Raw genomic sequence first — 22,004 nt, 5'->3', positions numbered from 1 at the left:
GACGCGATGTTTCAAAATCGCGTCGGCCAGTTGGGAGCCGGCTCCGTTGACGGCGGGACATCATACGACTTCAAGACCTGTGTCAGCACCTGCTGGAAGGTCGGAGCTGCAGCCGCAGACGACCTAATGGTAGTCGGGTTCGCGATCGTAACTGAAACCACATACTCAGGGTCTTCCGCTGGTGCCATTCCCGTCATCGACACGATATACGTGGATTTCAAGCCACCGGACCCGTCGCCCTGCTGAGCCGTTCCCGATTTTGCCGCAACACGGTAGCCGGGAATCTGCAGCGTCGTACCGAAGTGGCCTTCGGTCGGAACGCTCTCGAGCATCTGCACCGTCAGATCTGCGGCGTTCTCCGACACCACACGCGTCCCGTCGCTGCTGGGAGCATTCGTCAGTGTTCCGTCTGGCTGCTGGCAGCCTTCCACGAGTTGAGCCGGGAGCCTCACGCCCCCGTTTGCAAGCGCCTGGTAAGCGCTCACGTCTTGAATGGCTGTCGAGGTCAGCCCCTGCCCGAACATTGTCGCGTAGAAGGTCTGGTTGTCCCATTTCTCCCACGGATGCAGCACGCCCGATGACTCCCCGGGAAATCCGATTGAGCTCTTCGTCCCCACTCCGAACTTCTGGAGATACTCGTATCGGTCCTTTGCCGACATCTTCTCCCCCAGTTGCGAGATACCCGTGTTCGATGATTCCGCAATGACGCCGGTCAGCGTGAGGTTCATCGGTCCATGCGGGAACGAGTCTTTGATCTCAGCACCATTGCTCGGGTAGTACCAGCCATCGGCGACAACGTGCGTCGTCGGATCTGCGAGTCCGGCGTCGATCAGCGAAGCGGCGATGAGCGCCTTGAAGGTGGACCCTGGCTCGTAGGGAGTCGTGAATGCACGAGCCCCGCGGTCCTCAGGATCAGTCGCCGAGACATTCGTCGGGTCGACAGACGGATACTCGGCTAATGCCTTGATCTTGCCCGTCTTCGCCTCCATCACCGTGACGATTCCCCAGGTACCCTTTGTGGCGGTCACCTGCTCGGCAAGTCGCTGCTGCGCATACCACTGCAGATCCGAGTCGAGCGTCAGCTTGACGGTGCCGCCGTTCTCTGCCGGCTGAGTGGTCTGCACCGATCCGGGGATCGCGACGCCGTCTTTGCCTCGCTGGTATGCCTGCGTGCCGTTTTGCGACTTCAGGCACGTGTTCATGAATCGCTCGACGCCGGCTAGCGGCTCTTGGTCTGAACCGACGAACCCGACAACGTTTCCCGCGATAGCGCCGTTCGGATAAAAGCGGGCCGGATGCTTTTTGGCATACAGCCAGGGAATATCGAGAGCATCGACAGCGCGATATTGATCGACGTCTACCGACTTCGCGATGCGCGCGTAAAGCGAATCGGCGTTCTCGTCTAATGCATCCGAGACGATGCCGAGGATGTCTTTGCCCGAAACGCCGATAATGTCACCGACTTCACTCGCGGCTTGCTCGACGCTCACCTTCGTCTTCTTGCCGTCATCTCCCGTGCGGGTGAACTGATTGACGTTTGCCGGTGAGACAGAAAGGTCGTAACGCATTACGCTGCCGGCCAGCACTTCACCACTGGAATCGACGATGTCGCCGCGCTCACCGTACACGGTGAGTTCGCCCGACGTCTTGTCTGAAGCATCCGCCTGTAATTGCGAGGCATTCACAACCTGAATGTCAATGAGCCGAATGACGAATGCGGCGAAAACGCCAAGAACGCAGATGACCGCAATGACGGCACGACGCCTGCTGGTTCGATTCGCGTGTTGCACTAGGGGATCCTCACGACGACACGGCTACGTCAGTGGGTTTTCGGAGACGGTAGGCCGTTTTCGAAGATTACCTGCGTGGGCGGCGGATTCGAACCCGACTCGCCTGTCCCTTGGGAATCCTCAGAGTCGCGCTGCGATGAATCGTCTTTCTTCGTTCCGACTGGCCCCAGCTGGTCCACGAGACTATTGCCGACCATGCCATTGGCGAGAGGGCGCTCCGTTGCTTCTCCCCCGGGGCCCGGCTGACCGAGCACCGTTCCGTCAGAGAGACGAATGTAAACGGGGCTCTGGTTGATCACCATTCCAAGTGACTGCGCACTTTCGGCGATGTACTGGGGCGAGCTGAGCACCTCGATCTGCTCGGTGAGTGACTGCTGCGCAAGCTGAAGATCTCCCTGCTGCGACTTGAGCGCCGAAAGCTCGTACGCACCCTGGCTGAGGGCAACGCTCGAAAGCAGCTGCGCAACGACGATGCCGCTGACTGCAGCGATCGTCGTAACCGCGTAGGCAATCTTCGGGCGTGACTTTCTGACGGTACGCAGCGGAACTGCACGAAGCGGGGGCCGTTGCGTCTCGCGTTCCGGCGCCCGAAGCGGGCGGATGCTGCGCGCCACTCCAGTGCTCATAGTTTCTTCCCCCTGATTCGTTCTGCTGCGCGGAGCCGCACAGGTGTGGCCCGCGGATTCGCAGCTATCTCCGTCTCACTCGCGCGTTCGGCGCCGCGCGTCAGCAGTTCAAATTTCGCTTGGTGCTCCGGCAGCTCAACCGGCAGTCCTGCGGGTGCACTCGACTGGGACGCCGCGTGAAATGCCCGCTTGACGATGCGATCCTCAAGAGACTGATACGACATGACGACAATGCGTCCTCCGACGGCGATGGCATCGAGTGCTGAGGGAATAGCGCTCTCCAGCACGGCAAGCTCCCTGTTTACCTCGATGCGCAGTGCCTGGAATACACGCTTTGCTGGGTGGCCGCTGCGGCGCACAGCCGCTGGCGTTGCCTTATCGATCAGCTGCACAAGCTGCGCGGACGTGCGCAGAGGCTGCTCATCGCGCGTATCCACAATCGTTCGCGCAAATCGTCCAGCGAGCTTCTCTTCGCCGTAACGGTGAAAGATTCTTCTGAGATCTGCCTCGCTGTACGTCGCGAGCACCTTCTCAGCGGTGAGCTCGCTGTCCGCGTCCATTCGCATGTCGAGCGGCGCGTCTTGCGAGTATGAGAACCCGCGTTCTGCGCGGTCAAGCTGAAGTGATGACACACCGAGGTCGAACAGGATGCCGTCAAGGCGCTCAACCTTGGCGACCTCGAGTGCTCCGACAATGTCGTCATACTCCGTCTTGACGAATGTCGCGCGATCACCGAAAGGTGCAAGCCGCTCCTCCGCGATCTGAAGCGCGTCGGCATCTCTGTCGATCCCGATCAGGTGTACGTCGGGAAACCTGTCGAGCAGCGCCTCACTGTGTCCGCCCATGCCGAGCGTCGCGTCGATCACGACGCGCCCGGGCCCGTCAAGGGCCGGAGCGAGAAGGTTGACGCAACGGTCGAGCAGTACCGGGGTGTGAATGTCGTTGTGTGCCATTGATATCACCGGGCCCTCGTCGCTGATCCCCATCCGTCCGACCTGGCACCGGGGAAGTGTGTCAGGGCGCCAACGGCTGGGAGTCGGCGACGAGGGATCAGAAGAGCCCCGGGATCACCTCCTCCGCAGTGTCGGAGAAGACTGATTCCTGCTCGGCGAGGTAGGTCTCCCAAGCCTCGGAGTCCCAGATCTCAGCACGGCTTCCCGCGCCGATGACCGTCAGCTCGCGGTCAAGGCCCGCATAGGAACGAAGGTTGTGCGGGATGGTAATGCGGTTTTGCTTGTCTGGAGTCTCGGGACTTGCGCCCGAGAGGAAAACACGGAGATAGTCGCGCGCCTGCTTCGAGGTCACCGGGGCCTGCCGGATCTTCTCGTGCATGTCCTCAAACTCACGCGTGCTGAATACGTAGATGCAGTTTTCCTGCCCCCGAGTCATCACGACGCCACCAGCGAGTTCATCGCGAAACTTCGCCGGAAGAATGATGCGCCCTTTGTCGTCGAGCTTCGGAGAGTACGTGCCGAGAAACATCGAACCCTCCCCCTCTTCGCCGGCCAACGTGGAGTCTTACTCCACTTTACTCCACAATGCACCACAAACAGAAGCACATTCTGGTATTGCTTGCGAAGTTACCGTAATAAACCCTGTAAACACAAGGAAATATGCGGTGGAGGAGGGTGGAGGAAATTTTTACGTTTTGGAGCCGCCGTTGGCACAATCAATGCGTAAGGCGCCGGGAACATCACCAGCAGCCCTCATACAGACACGAGACGACTCCTGCGGTGGAACGCCAAAGATCCGTCGTGGAGGAAAGTGGGTATGCGCAGTCTCCGCCCAGCACACATAAAAAAGGAACCGACCCTCGGGTCGGTTCCTTTTCACGCTCCTTCTGGCGGAGCTACCTCACGATCAGCGTTCGTTCTCCTGGCGGCGATCCCAGCGATCGTTCATCTTGTCCATGAAATTCCCGCCGTCATGCACGGGCTTCTGTGCTTTGGTCTTGTCCCCAGCGGGCTCTGCGGAATTCTTCGATGGCTGCATCGCCAGAAGCACGCCACCGAGCATGACGACGAAACCGACAACTCCGACGACGGGCTGCTGAATCATGACAGCGGCGACAAGCGCGCCAATGCCGATGAGCACAACAAGGCTGCCCAGAGCAATGCTTCGGTACGAGGGACGGCCTCGACGATCCCCTGCCGTCGAGACGAAATCAGCGTCATTCCTATAGAGGTGACGCTCCATCTCATCGAGGAGCCTCTGCTCCTGTTCAGATAGTGGCATCGCCTTCCCCCTTCTCGCGAGTTCGGATGCGACTCAATGTCTACAGCAATTCTATCCCGCCCGCATGTGGCTAGGCTAGACGCGTGCCTGATCCACAGCATCTGCTCCAGTTTGTCCAGACTCGGCTCGACGAGTTTCTCAGTGCGCGTACCTCTATCTTGGCGCGAGTCGCCGACGAAACAGCTGAATTTTCAAGCTTCTCAAGGGAGTTTCTCAGAGGTGGAAAAAGGTTCAGGGCCCAGTTCTGCCATCAGGGCTGGCACGCGGTAACCGGAACATCAGCATCGAATTCGACCGAGGCCATTGTCGGAGCGGCAGCCGCACTCGAGATTTTCCACGCCGCAGCCCTCATTCACGACGACATCATTGATAATTCAGATACTCGTCGCGGGCGCCCCTCAGCACATCGGCGATTCGAACGACAGCACATGCACTCCCGTTGGGCAGGAGATTCTGCGGAGTATGGACGTTCTGCTGCCATCCTTCTGGGGGACCTTCTGCTCGGCTGGAGTGATGAGCTGCTCGACGACGCGCTCTCGGCACTGAACGACGCCGCGATCGCACGCGAAGCCCGCGACGAATTTCGTCGCATGCGCACTGAGGTGACAGCCGGCCAGTTTCTCGACATCCTCGAAGAGAAGTCCTGGGCTACGCATAGCAATGCCGAACAGGTGCGGCGCGCCGAGACTGTCGCGACGTTTAAATCCGCCAAGTACAGCGTCGAAGCTCCCCTTTCGCTCGGCGCCATCGTGGGCGGAGGCCGCGCTGACCAACTAGCCGCACTTCGCGCGTATGGGCTCCCCCTCGGCATCGCATATCAGCTTCGCGACGACCTTCTCGGAGTCTTCGGCGACTCAGCTGTGACGGGGAAGCCAAGCGGCGACGACCTACGCGAGGGAAAGCGCACGGTTCTCATCGGGCTCACCCGAATGGCCCTCTCCTCCGCGGGACGCGACGAAATCGACGGGCTTCTTGGCGATCCGCGGCTCGGTGACGCGGACGTCACCCGAATTCAGACATTGATCCGCGAGAGCGGCGCTGACGCGCAGGTGGAAACCCGCATCGTCGACGAAGTAGCAAAGGCCTCAGAGGCGATCAGACGTGCTCCGCTTGATGGTGTCGCCATCGACGAGCTGCTCGAACTTGCGGATGCTGTCACGCAGCGCGACGCGTAATCGCTACGCGAGCGCCTGAGCGACGCGTCGCACCTCGGATTTGCGTCCGGCTCGCAGCGCATTCAACGGAGTATCGCCGATGGAATCGTCGGCTTCAGTGAGCCAGGCGAGAATCTCGTCATCGTTAAATCCCGCATCAGACAGCAGAATGAATGTGCCGCGAAGCTCCTTGAGCGGCTCTCCATCACGCAAGAAATCAGCGGGCACAACGAGAACACCGTCTCGGCGCACTGCCAGCAGCTCGCGATCTTCAATTAGCCGACGCACCCGACTCAGCTTCACATCGAGCATCTCGGCGAGGTCGGGAATGGTAAGCCAGTCAGAGGGGGCGGCGTCGTGAGTCACGATTCGAGTGTGCCACGGTTGACGGACTCAGGCCAGTTGCGACCCTGAGCAGCTGACTAGGAGCTTCGCTTCTCCCCCTCTTCATAACGTTCACCACATTAACCACATCTGCCACTTGAATATCAATAACCCGTTACATAACACAGAACTCATGTACCTCTTTTATTGACACGCTTCACACGCGTGTGTAACGGTTGGGACGTTGTACGACATTGCGAGGGGGACCAGGATGCCGACGACAACCGTCAAGAAAAGTATCGTGCCGATTGCTCTGATGAGCGCTGTCGCCGCCGGAATGCAGATCATGCCGGCTCACGCCGACGAGCACCACACCGCCGACTACGGGCCCGATGGATTCACACGTGGCACGGGCAGCCTCACGCTGAAGTCGCACTTTCTTCCAGCACCGGAGTCGTACACGGTGGGCGCGAACGACAGCCTCTCGGTGATCGCGACGCGCTTTGGACTCTCAGCCGAAACCGTTGCGGCGCTCAATGGTCTAGCCACGGACAGCTCCGTTCACGAAGGCCAGAATCTCGCTCTCGTGGCGAAAGGCTCGTCAGCGTCTCCCGGAGCATCCACAGCCGCAACGACAGCATCCACTCAGTCGACGTACGTTGTGAAATCGGGCGATACTGTCGGCCGTATCGCCAGCGCGCACGGTGTCAGTACACAGTCCGTGCTCACGGCCAATTCGTTGTCGTGGTCGAGCGTCATTTACCCCGGCCAGAAGCTGACGATTCCCGGAACCTCGTCTGACTCGAAGGATTCTGAGTCGAAGAAGTCCGAGCCACGTGACTCCACACCAAAGGGCGCAACGTACACCGTCGTCTCCGGTGACACCGTCGGCGGTATCGCCTCCGCACACGACGTGAGTATTCAGGCTGTGCTCGATGCGAATGGGCTTACCTGGTCGAGCATCATCTATGTGGGACAGAAACTCACAATCCCCGGCTCAGGCTCCACGGAGTCTGAATCGGCGAAGAAGTCGACAAACGATACCGTCGCGCCGCTGACAGCTGAGATGAAGACGAACGCCCAGACGATCATCCGGGTTGGGCACACTCTGGGGGTCAGCGACTACGGTCTCGTCATCGCGCTGGCCGCAGCCATGCAGGAGTCGAGTCTGCGTAACATCGATGGCGGCGATCGCGACTCGCTCGGGCTCTTTCAACAGCGCTCAAGTCAGGGTTGGGGCACAAAAGAGCAGATCATGAACCCCGAGTATGCGGCAAAGGTATTCTTTGTCGGCGTCTCAGGGAAGACCCGTGGACTTCTCGACATCTCTGGGTGGAAAGACATGTCTGTGACAGATGCTGCGCAGGCCGTGCAGATCTCGGCCTACCCCGACGCGTATGCGAAATGGGAGACGTCCGCTCGTGCCTGGGTGACGCAGCTCGGCTGACAATCCCATAACGAAGAGGGGCGAATAGGCGCGCAACCCGTGTGTCCGTGCCGACACTCAGTGTGCGGTTCGTAGACTCGAGTCGTGACGACTAGCCAGCAAACCGATCCTCTGATCGGCCGTGTAATCGACGGCCGGTATGAGGTGCGCTCGCGTATCGCGCGCGGAGGAATGGCTACAGTCTACGTCGCGACCGATCATCGGTTGGAGCGGCGCGTCGCGATCAAGGTGATGCACGGTCACCTGAGCGATGACCAGGCGTTCACCAACCGGTTCGTGCAAGAAGCTCGCTCGGCGGCTCGACTCGCGAATCCACACGTTGTCAGCGTCTTCGACCAGGGTCAAGACGGCGACATGGCTTATTTGATCATGGAGTACCTGCCGGGAATCACACTCCGTGAGTTGCTTCGCGATCACGGCTCGTTGACATCGCAGCAAGTTGTCGACATCATGGACGCCGTTCTCACCGGCCTGGCGTCGGCGCACCGTGCCGGTATCGTGCATCGCGATGTGAAACCCGAGAATGTGCTGCTCGCCGATGATGGCCGCATCAAGATCAGCGACTTCGGGCTTGCTCGAGCGGCCTCCGCGAACACTGCTACGGGGCAGGCCCTGCTCGGCACCATCGCCTACCTCTCCCCCGAGCTTGTCACTCGAGGCATGGCCGATACACGCAGCGACATCTATGCACTCGGCATCATGATGTATGAGATGCTCACAGGCGACCAGCCGTACAAGGGCGAGCAACCGATGCAGATCGCCTACCAGCACGCGAATGATTCTGTTCCCCGCCCCAGTGCCCGCGTCCCAAACATTCCGGACGAGATCGATGACATGGTGCTCTGGGCGACCGAGCGCGATCCCGACGAACGGCCAGCCGACGCGCAAGAGATGCTCGATCGGCTGCACGAGGTAGAAGCCGAGCTCGGTTACAGCCTCTCTGCAGCGCCGACGCAACACACTGCCGCATTCCCGATGGACGACACAGTCGCCCTGGGCGCTACAACGGCGTTCGGCGCAACGACAGCGTTCGAATCTCCATCGGCGACGACGGGCACAACAGATCCGCTCGGCTCAATGGTGGCAGCCACAGGCACGGTCAAGAAACTCACGACGACAGTCACCAAGCGTCGCCACAAAGGCTTGTGGATGTTTCTGATCGTCGTTCTTCTGTGTGGTGTCGTGGGCGGAACCGGGTGGTACTTCGGCACCGGTCCCGGTTCGCGTATCGCCATTCCTGACAATCTCGTTGGCGGCTCTCCCGACGAAGCGTCAGCGGCGCTCACCGAGCTTGGGCTCCTCGTCAAAGCCGGCGAGGAATACAGCCTCGACATTGAGAAAGGGATGGTGACGAGCACGAGTCCCAGCCCGGGCGATCTCGTGTACAAGAACTCTACGGTGACTGTGAAGGTCTCTCTCGGGCCGAAGCCAGAGACCCTCCCGTCTTTGGCAGGTGTGCCCGTCTCGGAGGCACAGAAGACCATCGAAGACCTGGGCTTGAAGATGGGCGACACCAGTTACCAATTCAATTCTGACGTTAGCGCAGATGGCGTGATCGCAGCATCCATCGATGGTGACGACGTTACAGGCGGCGTCGACACATACCAGGGCAAGACTGTTGATGTGGTTGTGTCCGTCGGAGCTGTGCCGCAACTCGTCGGCGAAACGCAGGATGCCGCTACAGAAGCTCTGGATGAAGCCGGACTCGAGCTCGGCTCGGTCTCGGAGCAGTTCAGCGATGACGTTGCGAAGGGCAATGTCATCTCCGTCGACTACGACACCCCGCTGACCCCCGGCGACAGCGTGAACCTCGTCGTGTCAAAGGGTCAAGATCTCGTCAAGGTTCCCGACGTCGTCGGAATGACCGTGAACAAAGCCAAGCAGGCGCTGGAAGAAGACGGGTTCGCCGTGAAAATCGACTCGAACATTCCCAAGGAGTATTGGGACGCGGTCATCAACGACCTGTTCGCCGTCGATTCCACCGATCCTGCCGCTGGAGAAATGATCAAACGAGGGTCGACGGTGACGATCGTCGCCAACCTCTAGCGCACAATGACCTGGGGCCGGCAGCGAGCCGGCCCCAGGTCATGACATCGTGATCAGTTGTTGCCGAGCTGCTCAGCAACAAGGAATGCGAGCTCGAGCGACTGCATGTGGTTGAGCCGCGGATCGCACAGAGACTCGTAGCGCGTCGACAGGGTCTCTTCGTCAATGTGTTCAGAGCCGCCAAGACACTCGGTGACGTCGTCTCCCGTGAGCTCAACGTGGATTCCACCTGGGTGGGTGCCGACAGCGCGATGGGCCTCAAAGAAGCCCTGCACCTCGTCGACGACGTCGTCAAATCGACGAGTCTTGTATCCGGTTGGCGTCGTGATGCCATTTCCGTGCATCGGATCGGTGACCCACAGCGGGTTCGCCTCTTCCTGTTTGATGCGTTCAAGCAGTGGCGGAAGCGCGTCACGGATCTTACCCGCGCCCATTCGAGTTATGAATGTGAGACGGCCCGGGCGGCGTTCCGGATCGAGCTTGTCAATGAGGCGCAGCATATCGTCTGCGGAGGTCGTGGGACCGAGCTTGACGCCAATCGGGTTGTGCACACGCGAGAGGAAATCAACGTGGGCACCATCGAGGTCGCGTGTCCGCTCACCGATCCAAATGAAGTGACCTGACGTGTTGTACGGCTGACCTGTGCGCGAATCGATGCGAGTCATGGGCCGCTCGTAGTCCATGAGCAGGCCTTCATGGGCCGTGTAGAACTCGACACGCTTGAGTTCATCGAAATCGGCCCCTGCCGCCTCCATGAACTTGATGGCGCGGTCGATTTCCTTGGCAAGGTGCTCGTAACGCTGATTCGCAGGGTTCGCCGCGAACCCTTTGTTCCAGGAGTGCACCTCGCGCAGATCGGCGAATCCACCCTGAGTGAATGCGCGAATGAGGTTCAACGTCGATGCGGCCATGTGGTACCCGCGAAGAAGACGGCCGGGGTCTGCTCGGCGAGATTCCGGAGTGAAGTCATAGCCGTTGACGATATCGCCACGGTATGCGGGAAGCGTCACGTCCCCGCGGGTCTCGGTGTCGCTTGAGCGCGGTTTGGCGAACTGGCCTGCCATGCGCCCCATTTTGACGACGGGCATGGAAGCACCGTAGGTCAGCACAACGGCCATCTGCAGAATCGTCTTGACGCGATTGCGAATCTGGTCAGCGGTAGCGCCGGCAAATGTCTCGGCGCAGTCACCGCCCTGAAGCAGAAAGGCCTCACCACGGGCAGCGCGGGCAATACGGTCACGCAGCAGATCAACTTCGCCAGCGAACACCAAGGGGGGCAGCGTCTCGATCTCACGAGAGACTTCGGCGACAGCCTCCTGATCCGGCCACGCCGGCTGCTGTTTGATGGGAAGCTCGCGCCAATAGTCGAGACCGGCGATCACTGAGTCATCAGCCTTCACTACCGGGTCGTTTGACATTGTCACGGGCTGCCCTGTTTCTGTGTGCGTGCGGGAATGAGAGTGCGCGATGCGCGAGTCTCAGCCTATCGCGAAACGCGTGCCTGCTTGTCCTTCACCGACGTTGCGTAGACGTCGACATATTCCTGCTGGCTGAGCCTCTGCAGCTCGTACATCAGCTCGTCTGTGACCGACCGCAGAATGAACCGGTCGCCCTCGAGACCTTCGAATCGGCTGAAGTCGAGAGGCTCCCCGAAGATCAGCCCTGGGCGTTTGATGTGAGGCAGGCGCGTTCCGATCGGCATGATGTGCTCAGTGTTCACCATGACGACAGGGATGATCGGCACACGGGCTTCAAGCACCATGCGTGCGACCCCTGTGCGGCCGCGGTACATGCGAGCATCGGGGCTACGCGTGCCCTCTGGATAGATACCGAGCATCTCACCACGTCCGAGCACGGCAAGCCCCGTGTTGAGCGATGCCTCCGATGCTTTGCCGCCCGAGCGGTCGATCGGGATCTGGCCCGTCGCGGTCATGAACGCACGCGTCGCCCATCCTTTGATTCCTTTACCCGTGAAATAGTCGCTTTTGGCGAGAAACGAAATGCGGCGGTTGAGGTAAAGCGGGAGAAAGATCGAGTCGATCACTGACAGATGGTTGCTCGCGATGATTGCCGCCCCGTGTGCAGGCACGTTCTCAGCGCCGACGACCCAAGGTCGGAAGATCGTCGTCACGAGGGGGCCGACAATCACGTTCTTCATGATCCAGTAGAACATCGTATGTAACAGTATCCCGTTCGCGAGCTATGATCTCTGACGTTCTGCCGCGATCCTCGCTAAATCGGCGGCGCCAACCACTCCAGCATCATTGACCAGTTCTGCGATCACGAACTCGGGCTCCGGGTGAAAACCGCGCGCCGGAAGGTTGTCGAAGTACGCCGCGCGAACGGGTTCGAGCAGAAGCTCACCCGCCTGTGCGACTCCCCCGCCGAGAACGAACATCTGCGGGTCAAGGACGGCTCCGAGCGTTGCACAGCCTTGACCGATATACGATCCAAGCCGGCGCAGAGCCATGATGGCACCCCCGTCACCCGCAACGATGAGCTCGTAGATGGACTCGCCGGAGAGTGCGCCGCCGCGCTCCTCGCGCATATCGGCAAGCGCCTGACCGATTCCGCCCGCGTCAGCGAGTTCGTTGGCGAGACGGCCAAGTGCCCGTCCAGAGCCGTACTGCTCAAGGCAGCCGCGCACTCCGCAGCCACACGGAAGGCCACCCGGGATGAGTCGAATGTGCCCGAGCTCGCCTCCTGTGCCGAATCCACCGCGAAAGAGCTCGTCACCAGTGACGATGGCACCTCCAACGCCCGTGCCGATCGTGAGCATGACCATGTCGCTGACAAGGTGCGCAGCGCCGAACCGAAACTCGGCCCAGCCCGCCGCATTCGCATCGTTCTCGATGACGACGGGCATTTTCAGACGCGCCGAAAGCTTTGCCTGAAAAGGCTCGTTGCGCCAACTCAGGTTCGGCGCGTAATACACGGTCGACTGGGCCGCATCGATAAACCCAGCAGCGGCGACTCCGACCCCGGCGATGTCGCGACCGTTACGAAGGCGCTCCACCATCTCGACGACAGCATCCTCTATTGCCGAACTGTCGCGGGCCGGTGACGGAACTCGATCTTCAGTGACGATCTCACCGTCTTCATCGACGACGGCCCCCGCGATCTTCGTTCCTCCGATATCGATCCCGATGGCGTGCACGCTTGACCTCCACACATGACTTTGTCGCGGGAACTGACGAATCCCACAAAAAACTGCTTGTACCCTGCTGGTTCTGTGCAGGAAATCCCAGGGTGGCGTTTGCCGATCCCGTCAACACAAGCATCCTCACTTTAGAGTAGAGGAAGCCGTACCCGCCCACGTACCGAAGGAGCTACTGTGGATCACCACACTGTGCCCGCTCTTGTCCCTGCAGATCCCGCTGCCAATGCAACGGATCTTCTCATCGATCGGGTCAAGGCAACCCCTGATGCTCCGCTGTTCTCTGTCCCCTCGGGCGATGGATGGTCTGACGTGTCGGCTGCGGAGTTCCTGCGCCAGGTGATGGCACTCGCCAAAGGGCTTGTCGCTTCGGGCATTGCGCCAGGCGACAAGATCGGCTTCATGTGCAAGACAAGTTATGAATGGACGCTTGTCGACTTTGCAACCTGGTTCGCTGGGGCCGTTCTCGTACCTGTCTACGACACGAGCTCACCGTCGCAGATCCACTGGATTCTGAGCGACTCGGGCGCAACAGCCATGATCGTCGAGACCCCGGATCACTTCTCCCGCTTCGACGAAGTGCACAGCGAGCTTTCCGATGTCGGTCCGGTGTGGCAGCTGCACCTCGGCGACCTCGACAAGCTGGCGCAGAGTGGCACAGAGGTGCCAGACGATGAGATCGAGCGGCGACGCTCCCTGGCACAGGGCGCCGACATGGCGACGCTCATCTATACCTCAGGCTCAATGGGAACCCCCAAGGGATGTGTGCTCACTCACTCAAACTTCGTTGAGCTCTCGCGCAACGCGGCAGTGGCGATGAAAGAGGTCGTTGCTCCCGGTGCGTCGACGCTCCTCTTCATAACGCTTGCACACATCTTCGCGCGGTTCATCGCCGTGCTCGCCATACATTCGGGCGTAAAGGTGGGACACCAGCCCGATACGAGCCGACTGCTCGAATCACTCGGGTCCTTCAAGCCGACATTCCTACTTGCCGTTCCACGTGTCTTCGAGAAGGTATACAACTCAGCGGAGCAGAAGGCTGAAGCCGGTGGAAAGGGAAAGATCTTCCGCACGGCCGCCGCGACTGCCATTGAGTACAGCAAGGCAGCGGAAGCCGGTTCTGTCCCGTTCGGGCTGAAGGCGAAGTTCTTGCTGTTCGACCGCCTCGTGTTTGCCAAGCTGCGTGCGGCGATGGGCGGCAACGTGCGCTACGCCGTGTCGGGCTCGGCACCATTGGGCGCACGGCTTGGTCACTTTTACCATGCGTTGGGCATCACAATCCTCGAGGGCTACGGGCTCACCGAGACAACGGCACCAGCAACGGTGAACATTCCCTCCGCGTCGAAGATCGGAACCGTCGGGCCGCCGCTGCCAGGAATGAGCGTTCGCATCGCGGAAGACTGCGAGATTCAGGTGAAGGGAATCGACGTCTTCAAGGAGTATTGGAAGAACCCGGAGGCGACGGCGGAGTCGTTTGACGACGGCTGGTTCTGCACCGGCGATCTCGGCACCCTCGACGATGACGGGTTCCTCACCATCACAGGGCGCAAGAAAGAGATCATCGTGACGGCGGGCGGTAAGAACGTCGCCCCGGCCGTGCTCGAAGACCCCGTTCGCTCCAACCCGATCGTCGGGCAAATCGTCGTTGTTGGTGACCAGAAGCCGTTTATCGCCGCGCTCGTCACGCTCGACCCGGAAATGCTTCCCACATGGCTTCAGAACAACGGTGAGGATTCCACGATGTCTGTGGCGGATGCTGCGCGCAACCCTGCGGTGATTGCGGAAGTTCAGCGCGCCATCGATACCGCGAACAGCCGGGTGTCGAGAGCCGAGTCCATTCGCAAGTTCGAGATTCTCGACACCGACTTCACGGAAGCATCCGGACACCTCACGCCGAAACTGAGCATCAAGCGCAACGTGATCGTGAAGGACTTTGCCGAAGCCATCGAGAACATGTATTCAACCCCTCAGCCGACGCAAGGGCTCTCCCTCTCCTAGGTGGAGCGAGAGCGGCGCGCCAACCAGCGCGCCGCTCTCGTCGGCTCAGGCCGCTCTTTTGGTCAGAACCAGTCGGACTCACGCACCTGCTTCATAGCTGCGCGGCGTTCGTCTTTCTCGAGCCGGTCGATGTAGAGGTACCCGTCAAGGTGATCTACTTCGTGCTGCAGAGCCTGCGCGAGCACGCCCGTGCCCTCAACGGTGACGGGCGCGCCCTCAAGATCGATCCCCGTCACGCGAGCGTACGGATGCCGCGGGGTGGGATGCCACTGTTCTGGAACAGACAGGCATCCTTCATCGATCAGTTCCTTGTCGCCACGCACTTCGACAACTGTCGGATTGATCACGTAGCCGACGACACCGTCGACGTTGTAACTGAACGCACGCACGCCAACGCCGATCTGATTCGCCGCCACACCGGCTCGTCCGGGTAGCTGCACCGAATCGAGAAGGTCGGCAATGAGCGACCTCACGCCGTCGTCAATCGTCGTGATCTCGGTGCACGGCGATTTCAGAACAGGGTCCCCGAAAAGACGAATTGCACGTTCGGTCATGTGACTGAGTCTCCCTCAACGAGCGGTGAGCGCTGGGCGCTGCGTCGGAATTCCATCGACAACGGATGCCGCTAACAGCCTGGCCGCGCGCCGGGTAGCACCACGAAGTGCGCCGAACTCGATCGAAGACCCCGAGGCTAACTCTGGATCGTATGGAATGCGAGCGACAGCGCGAACACGCGAGGCAAAATGTGCTTCTAGCTCGTCAACGTTCACGATCGAGCGCGCAGCAGAACGATTGTTGATCACCACGACGGCGTTCTTCGCCAGCTGTGCAAAGCCGTTGGATTCCAGCCAGGAGATCGTCTCCGATGTCAGCCGTGCCTCGTCGATGCTCGTACCTGAAACGATCACGACGCTATCGGCATGCTCGATCGTTGCCCGCATGACGTCGTGTACCATTCCGGTACCCGAGTCTGTGAGCACCATCGAATAATACTGCGATGCCAGCGTTGCAACGATCCCGTAGTCATCGTCTCCGAACGCCGTCGTCACGGCCGGGTCGGGGTCTGACGCGAGTACGTCAAGACGTGTTTCATCCCGCGCTACCAACGTCGAAAACTCCGTGTACCCTGTAATCTCATTCTTACGCCGAATGACGTCGCGAACGGTGAAGTCGCTCTGTCCGCCGATGCGATCGTGAAGAGTCCCCCTGTCAGGGTTTGCGTCAAGAGCGATAACTCGGTCGTCACGGGCATCCGCAAGCGCCATTCCCAGAAGGATTGACACCGTCGTCTTGCCGACGCCACCTTTGCGAGTGATCACAGGGACGAATCGTGCTGATCCAGAGAACGGCTTGGCAATGCGATGGGTCAGCTCCTTGCGTGCGCGCGCCTTCTTGCTGTCACCGAGATTGATCAGATGGCCGCTCGCCGCGTAGAGCGCCCGTTGCACAGTGCCATCTGGCGCGCGGTGTCGTGAGCCTCGATCGTCGAGAAGTCGTTCAGCCGTGAGTGCCTGCGCGTTCTCTGCTCCCCCGTTGGGTGTTTGGCGTGCGCTCATGCTCTGCGGCGTCGTCTGCTCGGCCTCTGGTGTGGGTGATGCGGGAGTGACTGGAGCTGCCCGCTTCTTTTCGGAAGAGGCACGATTCGATTCCATCGCGGGAGACGGTCCCACGCTCACAGGATCCTTCGTGGGAGTCTGAGCCTTGGGCGGTGCGTTTTTCTTTGCCGCTGCCGCCTTGGTCGCGGAGGTCGTGCCATTCTGAGGTTGCCCCGAGGCAGCTGAAGATCTCGTCGGCGACGATTTCTTCGCCGACGATGATGGTGTGGACGCCGCTTGCGGAGCGGGTCCTTGCCGACTCGGTGGAATAACAGCTTCCGCTGGGTTTACCGCGACATCGTCGAGAATCACATCGTCATCTTCGAGCTCTTCTTCGCGCGACGCAGGAATGGTTACGCTGATCGTCTGGCTGCGCACGTGCGGCTTCTCGGCAGACTCTGCGAGCGCTGCGTCACCGTGTGGCGTCTCAGGCTTCTCGATTCCGTCATGCTTCGAGGGCATGGTGATGATGCTCCTTCGGGTTGTGGCGACGTTTCACGCCAAGATAATCCGTGAACAGTGTAGTGACCCGATCAGCCTTCTGCCGATTCAGATCGCGGAGAAGTCGTCAGGATGCTATAACCTCTACGAGCAAATCACCCGACTCGACCTGCTGTGGGGAGTTGATGGCGATGCGCTCAACCGTCCCACCGATCGGGCTCGTGATGGCGGCCTCCATCTTCATCGCTTCGATGGATGCCACAGCTTGACCCGCTTCAATTGAATCGCCCTGATTGACTTTGACCGTCACCACCCCTGAGAACGGTGCCGCGACCTGACCCGGTTTGCTTGTGTCTGCCTTTTCCGCTGCCTTCGTCGCGACCTCGACGGAACGGTCCCTCACAAACACCGGCCGCAGCTGGCCATTGAGTATCACCATGACCGTGCGCATTCCCTTGTTGTCGGGCTCTCCGACCGCTTCAAGCCCGACATAGAGCCGAACTCCCTCGGCAATCTCCACATAGGTCTCCCGACCCTGCTCAAGACCGTACAGGTAGTCAGCGGTTTCCAACACGGACAAGTCGCCGAACAGTTCACGTAGCTGTTCAAACTGATGTGTGGGCGCAGGAAACAGCAGTCGGTTCAGCGCGGCACGCTTCTGCGCTGGTGTCCCATTCAGCTGTGCTTCGTCGTCGGAGCTGAGCGGGGTGGTGCCGATGTGCACGTCTTTCCCACTCAACACCTTCGATCGGAATGGTTCGGGCCAACCTCCCGGCAGCTCACCAAGCTCTCCAGCCATGAACCCGATGACGGAATCGGGAACGTCATAGCTGCCAGGATTCTCCGCGAAGTCGTTCGGGTCGGCGTGCACGGCCGCCAGGTGCAGTGCGAGGTCTCCCACGACCTTTGACGACGGCGTCACCTTGGGAATGCGCCCGAGAATCGAATCGGCCGCCGCATACATGTCTTCGATCAACTCGAAGTCGTTCTCCAGTCCGAGGGCAATGGCCTGCTGCCGGAGATTCGAAAGCTGTCCGCCTGGAATCTCATGCGTGTACACGCGCCCAGTCGGACCGGGCAGTCCGGACTCGAATGGCCGATAAAGATGCCGAACTGATTCCCAGTACGGCTCCAGTCCGGAAACGTTGTTCAGCGAGAGGCCGGTATCCCGTTCGGTGTGTGCCAGTGCCGCGACGAGCGCAGAAGCCGATGGCTGACTCGTTGTGCCCGCCATGGGCGCCGATGCAACATCAACAGCATCCGCACCCGCTTGCGCTGCCGCAAGCAGCGTTGCCAGCTGACCACCGGCCGTGTCGTGAGTGTGTACGTGCACGGGTAGGTCAAAGCGTTCGCGCAGCGCCGAGACGAGCGTTGCCGCTGCGGCCGGCCTCAGGAGCCCCGCCATATCTTTGATCGCGAGGATATGCGCACCCGCCTCGACGATCTGGTCGGCGAGGCGCAGGTAATAGTCGAGCGTGTAGAGATCTTCCTGTGGATTGAGCAGATCTCCGGTGTAGCACACAGCGACTTCGGCGACGGAGCGATTCGTGGAGAGTACAGACTCGATCGCCGGGCGCATCTGAGCGACGTCATTAAGCGCGTCGAAGATACGAAAGATGTCAACGCCTGTGCGGGATGCCTCCTGAACGAAGGTGTCAGTCACCTGAGTGGGATACGGCGTGTAGCCGACGGTGTTGCGCCCGCGGAGCAGCATTTGGATCGCAACGTTAGGCAGCGCCTCTCGTAGACTCTCCAATCGTTCCCACGGGTCTTCGCCAAGAAAGCGAAGAGCGACGTCGTAGGTGGCCCCGCCCCAGGCTTCTACAGAGAGCAGTTCGGGCGTGAGGCGCGCCACATAAGGCGCGACGCGAAGCAGTTCCCTGGTGCGCACTCGCGTTGCAAGCAGAGACTGGTGAGCGTCTCTGAACGTCGTGTCTGTGACCGCAAGAGGCGTCTGGTCGCGAAGATCGATAGCGAAGTTGCGCGGGCCAAGCTCAAGCAGTTTCTGCCGCGAGCCCACGGGAGCGTCTCCCTGCAGATCGATCTTCGGAAGCTTTTCTGCTGGGTTGATTCCCACTGGTCGCGGCCCATTCGGCTGGTTCACCGTGACGTCGGCCAGCCAGTTCATCAGTTTTGTTCCGCGGTCCTTCGACGTGCGTCCCTGCAAAAGCTCCGGCCGCTCGTCAATGAACGAAGTGCTGAGGTCACCGGCGAGAAAAGAGGGGTCGTCGAGAACTCCCTGGACGAATGGAATGTTCGTGGCGACGCCCCGAATGCGAAACTCCGCAAGCCCTCTCCGCGCACGCGCGACAGCGGTTGGGAAATCGCGGCCGCGGCACGTCATCTTGGCGAGCATGGAGTCGAAGTGCGGGCTGATCTGTGCGCCGGGGTTGATCGTGCCGCCATCGAGACGAACACCGCTGCCGCCTGGGGAACGATATGTCGTGATCTTTCCCGTGTCCGGCCGGAACCCTTGAGTGGGATCTTCCGTCGTGATGCGGCACTGCAACGCAGCGCCTCTGAGCGTGAGCGACTCCTGCTCCAACCCCAAATCAGAGAGAGATTCGCCTGCTGCGATCCGCATTTGCGACTGCACGAGGTCGACGTCGGTGACTTCTTCTGTCACCGTATGCTCAACCTGAATTCTCGGATTCATCTCAATGAATACGTGCTCGCCCGCTCGCTCGCCCGCGGTATCGACGAGAAACTCGACGGTTCCGGCATTCACGTAGCCAATCGATTTCGCGAACGCGACGGCGTCGCGATAGAGCGATTCGCGAAGCTGCTCGCTGATATTCGGAGCCGGAGCGATCTCGACAACCTTCTGATTGCGCCGTTGCACGGAGCAGTCGCGCTCGAAGAGGTGAATCGTGTTCCCCTCACCGTCTGCGAGAATTTGCACTTCAATGTGCCGGGGTCGAATGACCGCTTGCTCCAGAAACATTGTGGGGTCGCCGAAAGCGCTGTCGGCCTCGCGCATTGCCTCGGACAGCGCGGAAGCAAGCTCGTTCTTCGTAGCGACACGACGCATGCCGCGCCCGCCACCACCGGCAACGGCCTTCGCGAAGAGCGGGAAGCCCACCTCATCAGCGCTTTCGAGCAAAGTGTCGATGTCGTCAGATGCCGGAGAGGAACGCAGAACGGGCACACCGGCCGCGATTGCGTGTTCCTTCGCAGTCACCTTGTTTCCTGCCATCTCGAGAACGGACTTGTCCGGCCCGATGAACGTGATCCCCGCCGCAGCCGATTTCTCGGCGAGTTCCGGATTCTCTGACAGGAATCCGTAACCGGGGTAGATTGCGTCAGCGCCCGCATGCCGGGCGACTCTGATGATCTCGTCGACATTGAGATACGCACGAACAGGATGCCCCGGCTCACCGATCTCATACGCCTCATCTGCCTTCAGGCGATGCAGCGAGTTTCGATCCTCGTATGGGAAGACTGCGACAGTGCGTGCACCGACCTCGTAAGCGGCTCGGAACGCCCGAATGGCGATCTCTCCTCTGTTGGCAACGAGAATCTTTGTGAACACGCGATGTCCTCTCTGGCCGGGCAGTGCTCAGCCAACATTTAGGTTCTCCAACCTTAGTAACGGTAACGTATGTGATTGTGCACGTATTAAGCGTCAGCAGCCTCAAGGGCGGCGTCGGCAAAACCACAGTCAGTCTCGGACTGGCGTCTGCCGCGTTCGCTCGGGGTGTCCGCACGTTGGTTGTCGATCTCGACCCGCAATCCGATGTGTCGACGGGACTCGATATCTCGCTGGCTGGCCGACTCAACATCGCAGATGTCCTCACCTCCCCCAAGGAGAAGACGGTTCGTCAAGCAATTGCACCGTCTGGCTGGACGACTACGCACCCCGGAAAGCTCGATGTCATGATCGGCAGCCCGTCTGCCATCAACTTCGACGGGCCCCACCCTTCGATTCGCGACATCTGGAAGCTTGAGGAGGCCCTGGCGTACGTGGAGAATGAGTACGACCTTGTGCTCATCGACTGTGCCCCATCGCTCAACGCGCTCACGCGCACGGCCTGGGCGGCAAGCGACCGCGTCAGTGTGGTCACGGAGCCAGGGCTGTTCTCTGTTGCGGCCGCCGACCGCGCGCTCCGGGCGATTGAAGAGATCAGGCGCGGGCTCTCTCCTCGACTGCAGCCACTCGGAATCATTGTGAACCGCGTTCGCAATCAGTCGTTGGAACACCAGTTCCGCATTAAAGAACTACGCGACATGTTCGGCCCGCTTGTTCTCAACCCGCAGCTTCCTGAGCGCACATCGTTGCAGCAAGCGCAGGGGGCGGCTAAGCCCCTGCACATCTGGCCAGGCGACAGTGCGCAGGAGCTCGCACACTACTTCGATCAGCTACTCGAGCGTGTGCTTCGCACCGGCCGTGTCGGTGAGTACGCAGAGGGCTCTGCTCGCGACGAGCCGGAACCCATCGAACCCGTTTCCTGACGTGGCGTCTCGGGTTGCGCGCACCGCGCACACCCGTCGGCGTTAACGACATCATCGTTCGGGCCGCTTTAGCGTCCTCGACGGCTCGCAGAGGTGCGTGGAAACAGCGCTTAGGCGCTCCGTGCAGCGCGGCGAGCAGCGAGCTCGTCCATGGGGTCAGGTGCCTGGGGGTCAAAATCGACGAGAGTTGTCTCGACCTCGCGCAGTACCTTGCCGACCGCGATGCCGAACACTCCCTGGCCGCGGCTGACGAGGTCGATGACCTCATCGTTTGACGTGCACATGTAGACGCTTGCGCCATCACTCATGAGGGTCGTCTGTGCCAGATCGTGAACGCCGGCGGCGTGCAGTTGATTGACCGCTGTGCGAATCTGCTGAAGCGAAATTCCTGTATCGAGAAGACGTTTTACCAGTTTGAGCACGAGAATGTCACGAAAGCCGTACAGGCGCTGCGTGCCCGAACCTGATGCACTGCGTACGGTGGGTTCGACGAGTCCGGTGCGCGCCCAGTAGTCCAGCTGACGGTAGCTGATGCCCGCAGCGCGTGCCGCCACTGCGCCACGATAGCCAGCGTCGGCGTCGAGATCTGGGAGTCCGTCGGTAAAGAGGAGACCAAGGTCATAGCGAGCGGTGTCGTCGCGGCTCAATTCGCTCATCGTTCTCCCTTGCTCCTTCCGCACGTAAAACTGTGCGTACTCCCTACGCTATCGACTCACAGTCAGGTTCCGTTCGACATTCG

18 protein-coding genes are annotated in these 22,004 nt (G+C 60.4%); 5 read left to right on the top strand and 13 right to left on the bottom strand.

Translation table 11 applies throughout. The annotated features are described in order from the left end of the window. Positions 1-11: 11 nt before the first annotated feature. The 5 genes from HCR76_RS07520 to HCR76_RS07500 form a co-directional block, all read right to left on the bottom strand. The gene (locus HCR76_RS07520; protein WP_166989658.1) at positions 12-1,790 is read right to left on the bottom strand and encodes a peptidoglycan D,D-transpeptidase FtsI family protein; all 1,779 of its coding nucleotides are present in this window, start codon (positions 1,788-1,790) and stop codon (positions 12-14) included. Between the two features lie 29 nt (positions 1,791-1,819). Beyond that, the gene (gene ftsL, locus HCR76_RS07515) at positions 1,820-2,416 is read right to left on the bottom strand and encodes a cell division protein FtsL (RefSeq protein ID WP_166989656.1); all 597 of its coding nucleotides are present in this window, start codon (positions 2,414-2,416) and stop codon (positions 1,820-1,822) included. Further along, entirely contained in the window at positions 2,413-3,369 is a 957-nt protein-coding gene (gene rsmH / locus HCR76_RS07510; RefSeq protein ID WP_166989654.1) for a 16S rRNA (cytosine(1402)-N(4))-methyltransferase RsmH, read from the bottom strand. The genes ftsL and rsmH overlap by 4 nt, the downstream gene beginning before the upstream one ends. A 97-nt stretch (positions 3,370-3,466) precedes the next feature. Continuing rightward, a complete protein-coding gene (gene mraZ / locus HCR76_RS07505) occupies positions 3,467-3,898 on the bottom strand; it encodes a division/cell wall cluster transcriptional repressor MraZ (RefSeq protein WP_166989652.1) in 432 nt (143 codons plus the stop codon). A 378-nt stretch (positions 3,899-4,276) separates the two neighbouring features. After that, positions 4,277-4,651: an SCO2097 family morphological protein gene (locus HCR76_RS07500; RefSeq protein ID WP_166989651.1), complete on the bottom strand. Its 375-nt coding sequence runs from the start codon at positions 4,649-4,651 to the stop codon at positions 4,277-4,279. 83 nt (positions 4,652-4,734) lie between these two features. On the opposite strand from HCR76_RS07500, the gene HCR76_RS07495 reads away from it, so the two are divergent. After that, on the top strand, positions 4,735-5,826 hold the full coding sequence (locus HCR76_RS07495; protein WP_166989649.1) for a polyprenyl synthetase family protein: 1,092 nt from the start codon (positions 4,735-4,737) through the stop codon (positions 5,824-5,826). A gap of 3 nt (positions 5,827-5,829) precedes the next feature. On the opposite strand, the gene HCR76_RS07490 is transcribed toward HCR76_RS07495, so the two are convergent. Continuing rightward, positions 5,830-6,171, bottom strand: a complete 342-nt coding sequence (locus HCR76_RS07490) for an Rv2175c family DNA-binding protein (protein ID WP_434063578.1) — start codon at positions 6,169-6,171, stop codon at positions 5,830-5,832. 229 nt (positions 6,172-6,400) lie between these two features. On the opposite strand from HCR76_RS07490, the gene HCR76_RS07485 reads away from it, so the two are divergent. Together HCR76_RS07485 and pknB are read left to right on the top strand one after the other, a co-directional pair. Then, positions 6,401-7,576, top strand: a complete 1,176-nt coding sequence (locus HCR76_RS07485) for a LysM peptidoglycan-binding domain-containing protein (RefSeq protein WP_166989647.1) — start codon at positions 6,401-6,403, stop codon at positions 7,574-7,576. A gap of 84 nt (positions 7,577-7,660) precedes the next feature. Further along, positions 7,661-9,622 carry a Stk1 family PASTA domain-containing Ser/Thr kinase gene (gene pknB, locus HCR76_RS07480; RefSeq protein ID WP_166989645.1) on the top strand — a complete coding sequence of 654 codons (1,962 nt, stop codon included), beginning with the start codon at positions 7,661-7,663 and terminating at the stop codon, positions 9,620-9,622. A gap of 53 nt (positions 9,623-9,675) precedes the next feature. On the opposite strand, the gene HCR76_RS07475 is transcribed toward pknB, so the two are convergent. The 3 genes from HCR76_RS07475 to HCR76_RS07465 all read right to left on the bottom strand — a co-directional run bounded on the left by HCR76_RS07475 (position 9,676) and on the right by HCR76_RS07465 (position 12,779). Then, positions 9,676-11,040 (bottom strand): class II 3-deoxy-7-phosphoheptulonate synthase, encoded by a 1,365-nt coding sequence (locus tag HCR76_RS07475; RefSeq protein WP_166990348.1) that lies wholly within the window; start codon positions 11,038-11,040, stop codon positions 9,676-9,678. A gap of 65 nt (positions 11,041-11,105) precedes the next feature. Then, positions 11,106-11,795 (bottom strand): lysophospholipid acyltransferase family protein, encoded by a 690-nt coding sequence (locus tag HCR76_RS07470; RefSeq protein WP_166989643.1) that lies wholly within the window; start codon positions 11,793-11,795, stop codon positions 11,106-11,108. 27 nt (positions 11,796-11,822) lie between these two features. Then, on the bottom strand, positions 11,823-12,779 hold the full coding sequence (locus HCR76_RS07465; RefSeq protein WP_166989641.1) for an ROK family glucokinase: 957 nt from the start codon (positions 12,777-12,779) through the stop codon (positions 11,823-11,825). 177 nt (positions 12,780-12,956) lie between these two features. On the opposite strand from HCR76_RS07465, the gene HCR76_RS07460 reads away from it, so the two are divergent. After that, positions 12,957-14,777, top strand: a complete 1,821-nt coding sequence (locus HCR76_RS07460) for an AMP-dependent synthetase/ligase (protein WP_166989638.1) — start codon at positions 12,957-12,959, stop codon at positions 14,775-14,777. 62 nt (positions 14,778-14,839) lie between these two features. On the opposite strand, the gene def is transcribed toward HCR76_RS07460, so the two are convergent. From def to HCR76_RS07445, 3 genes are all read right to left on the bottom strand, one after another. Further along, a complete protein-coding gene (def, locus tag HCR76_RS07455; RefSeq protein WP_166989636.1) occupies positions 14,840-15,331 on the bottom strand; it encodes a peptide deformylase in 492 nt (163 codons plus the stop codon). A 15-nt stretch (positions 15,332-15,346) separates the two neighbouring features. After that, positions 15,347-16,834 (bottom strand): MinD/ParA family ATP-binding protein, encoded by a 1,488-nt coding sequence (locus HCR76_RS07450; protein ID WP_166989634.1) that lies wholly within the window; start codon positions 16,832-16,834, stop codon positions 15,347-15,349. Between the two features lie 106 nt (positions 16,835-16,940). Then, positions 16,941-20,345: a pyruvate carboxylase gene (locus tag HCR76_RS07445; protein WP_166989632.1), complete on the bottom strand. Its 3,405-nt coding sequence runs from the start codon at positions 20,343-20,345 to the stop codon at positions 16,941-16,943. A gap of 77 nt (positions 20,346-20,422) precedes the next feature. Here HCR76_RS07445 and HCR76_RS07440 point away from each other — a divergent pair, with 77 nt between their 5' ends. Beyond that, positions 20,423-21,265 carry a ParA family protein gene (locus HCR76_RS07440; protein WP_166989630.1) on the top strand — a complete coding sequence of 281 codons (843 nt, stop codon included), beginning with the start codon at positions 20,423-20,425 and terminating at the stop codon, positions 21,263-21,265. A gap of 110 nt (positions 21,266-21,375) precedes the next feature. Here the strand turns inward: HCR76_RS07440 and HCR76_RS07435 are convergent, their stop codons facing one another. After that, complete coding sequence (locus HCR76_RS07435; RefSeq protein WP_166989628.1) at positions 21,376-21,921, bottom strand: MerR family transcriptional regulator; 546 nt, start codon at positions 21,919-21,921, stop codon at positions 21,376-21,378. Positions 21,922-22,004 lie beyond the last annotated feature (83 nt).

Origin of the sequence: Paramicrobacterium chengjingii (assembly GCF_011751765.2) — a bacterium.
Lineage (GTDB): Bacteria > Actinomycetota > Actinomycetes > Actinomycetales > Microbacteriaceae > Paramicrobacterium > Paramicrobacterium chengjingii.
This window is presented reverse-complemented; position numbering and strand designations above follow the sequence as displayed.

Bases quoted from the DNA above. Each gene is read 5' to 3' on its own strand.
- ftsL (WP_166989656.1), bottom strand. From the start codon at position 2,416: ATGAGCACTGGAGTGGCGCGCAGCATCCGCCCGCTTCGGGCGCCGGAA.
- rsmH (WP_166989654.1), bottom strand. From the start codon at position 3,369: ATGGCACACAACGACATTCACACCCCGGTACTGCTCGACCGTTGCGTC.
- mraZ (WP_166989652.1), bottom strand. From the start codon at position 3,898: ATGTTTCTCGGCACGTACTCTCCGAAGCTCGACGACAAAGGGCGCATC.
- HCR76_RS07500 (WP_166989651.1), bottom strand. From the start codon at position 4,651: ATGCCACTATCTGAACAGGAGCAGAGGCTCCTCGATGAGATGGAGCGT.
- HCR76_RS07485 (WP_166989647.1), top strand. From the start codon at position 6,401: ATGCCGACGACAACCGTCAAGAAAAGTATCGTGCCGATTGCTCTGATG.
- HCR76_RS07475 (WP_166990348.1), bottom strand. From the start codon at position 11,040: ATGTCAAACGACCCGGTAGTGAAGGCTGATGACTCAGTGATCGCCGGT.
- HCR76_RS07470 (WP_166989643.1), bottom strand. From the start codon at position 11,795: ATGTTCTACTGGATCATGAAGAACGTGATTGTCGGCCCCCTCGTGACG.
- def (WP_166989636.1), bottom strand. From the start codon at position 15,331: ATGACCGAACGTGCAATTCGTCTTTTCGGGGACCCTGTTCTGAAATCG.
- HCR76_RS07450 (WP_166989634.1), bottom strand. From the start codon at position 16,834: ATGCCCTCGAAGCATGACGGAATCGAGAAGCCTGAGACGCCACACGGT.
- HCR76_RS07435 (WP_166989628.1), bottom strand. From the start codon at position 21,921: ATGAGCGAATTGAGCCGCGACGACACCGCTCGCTATGACCTTGGTCTC.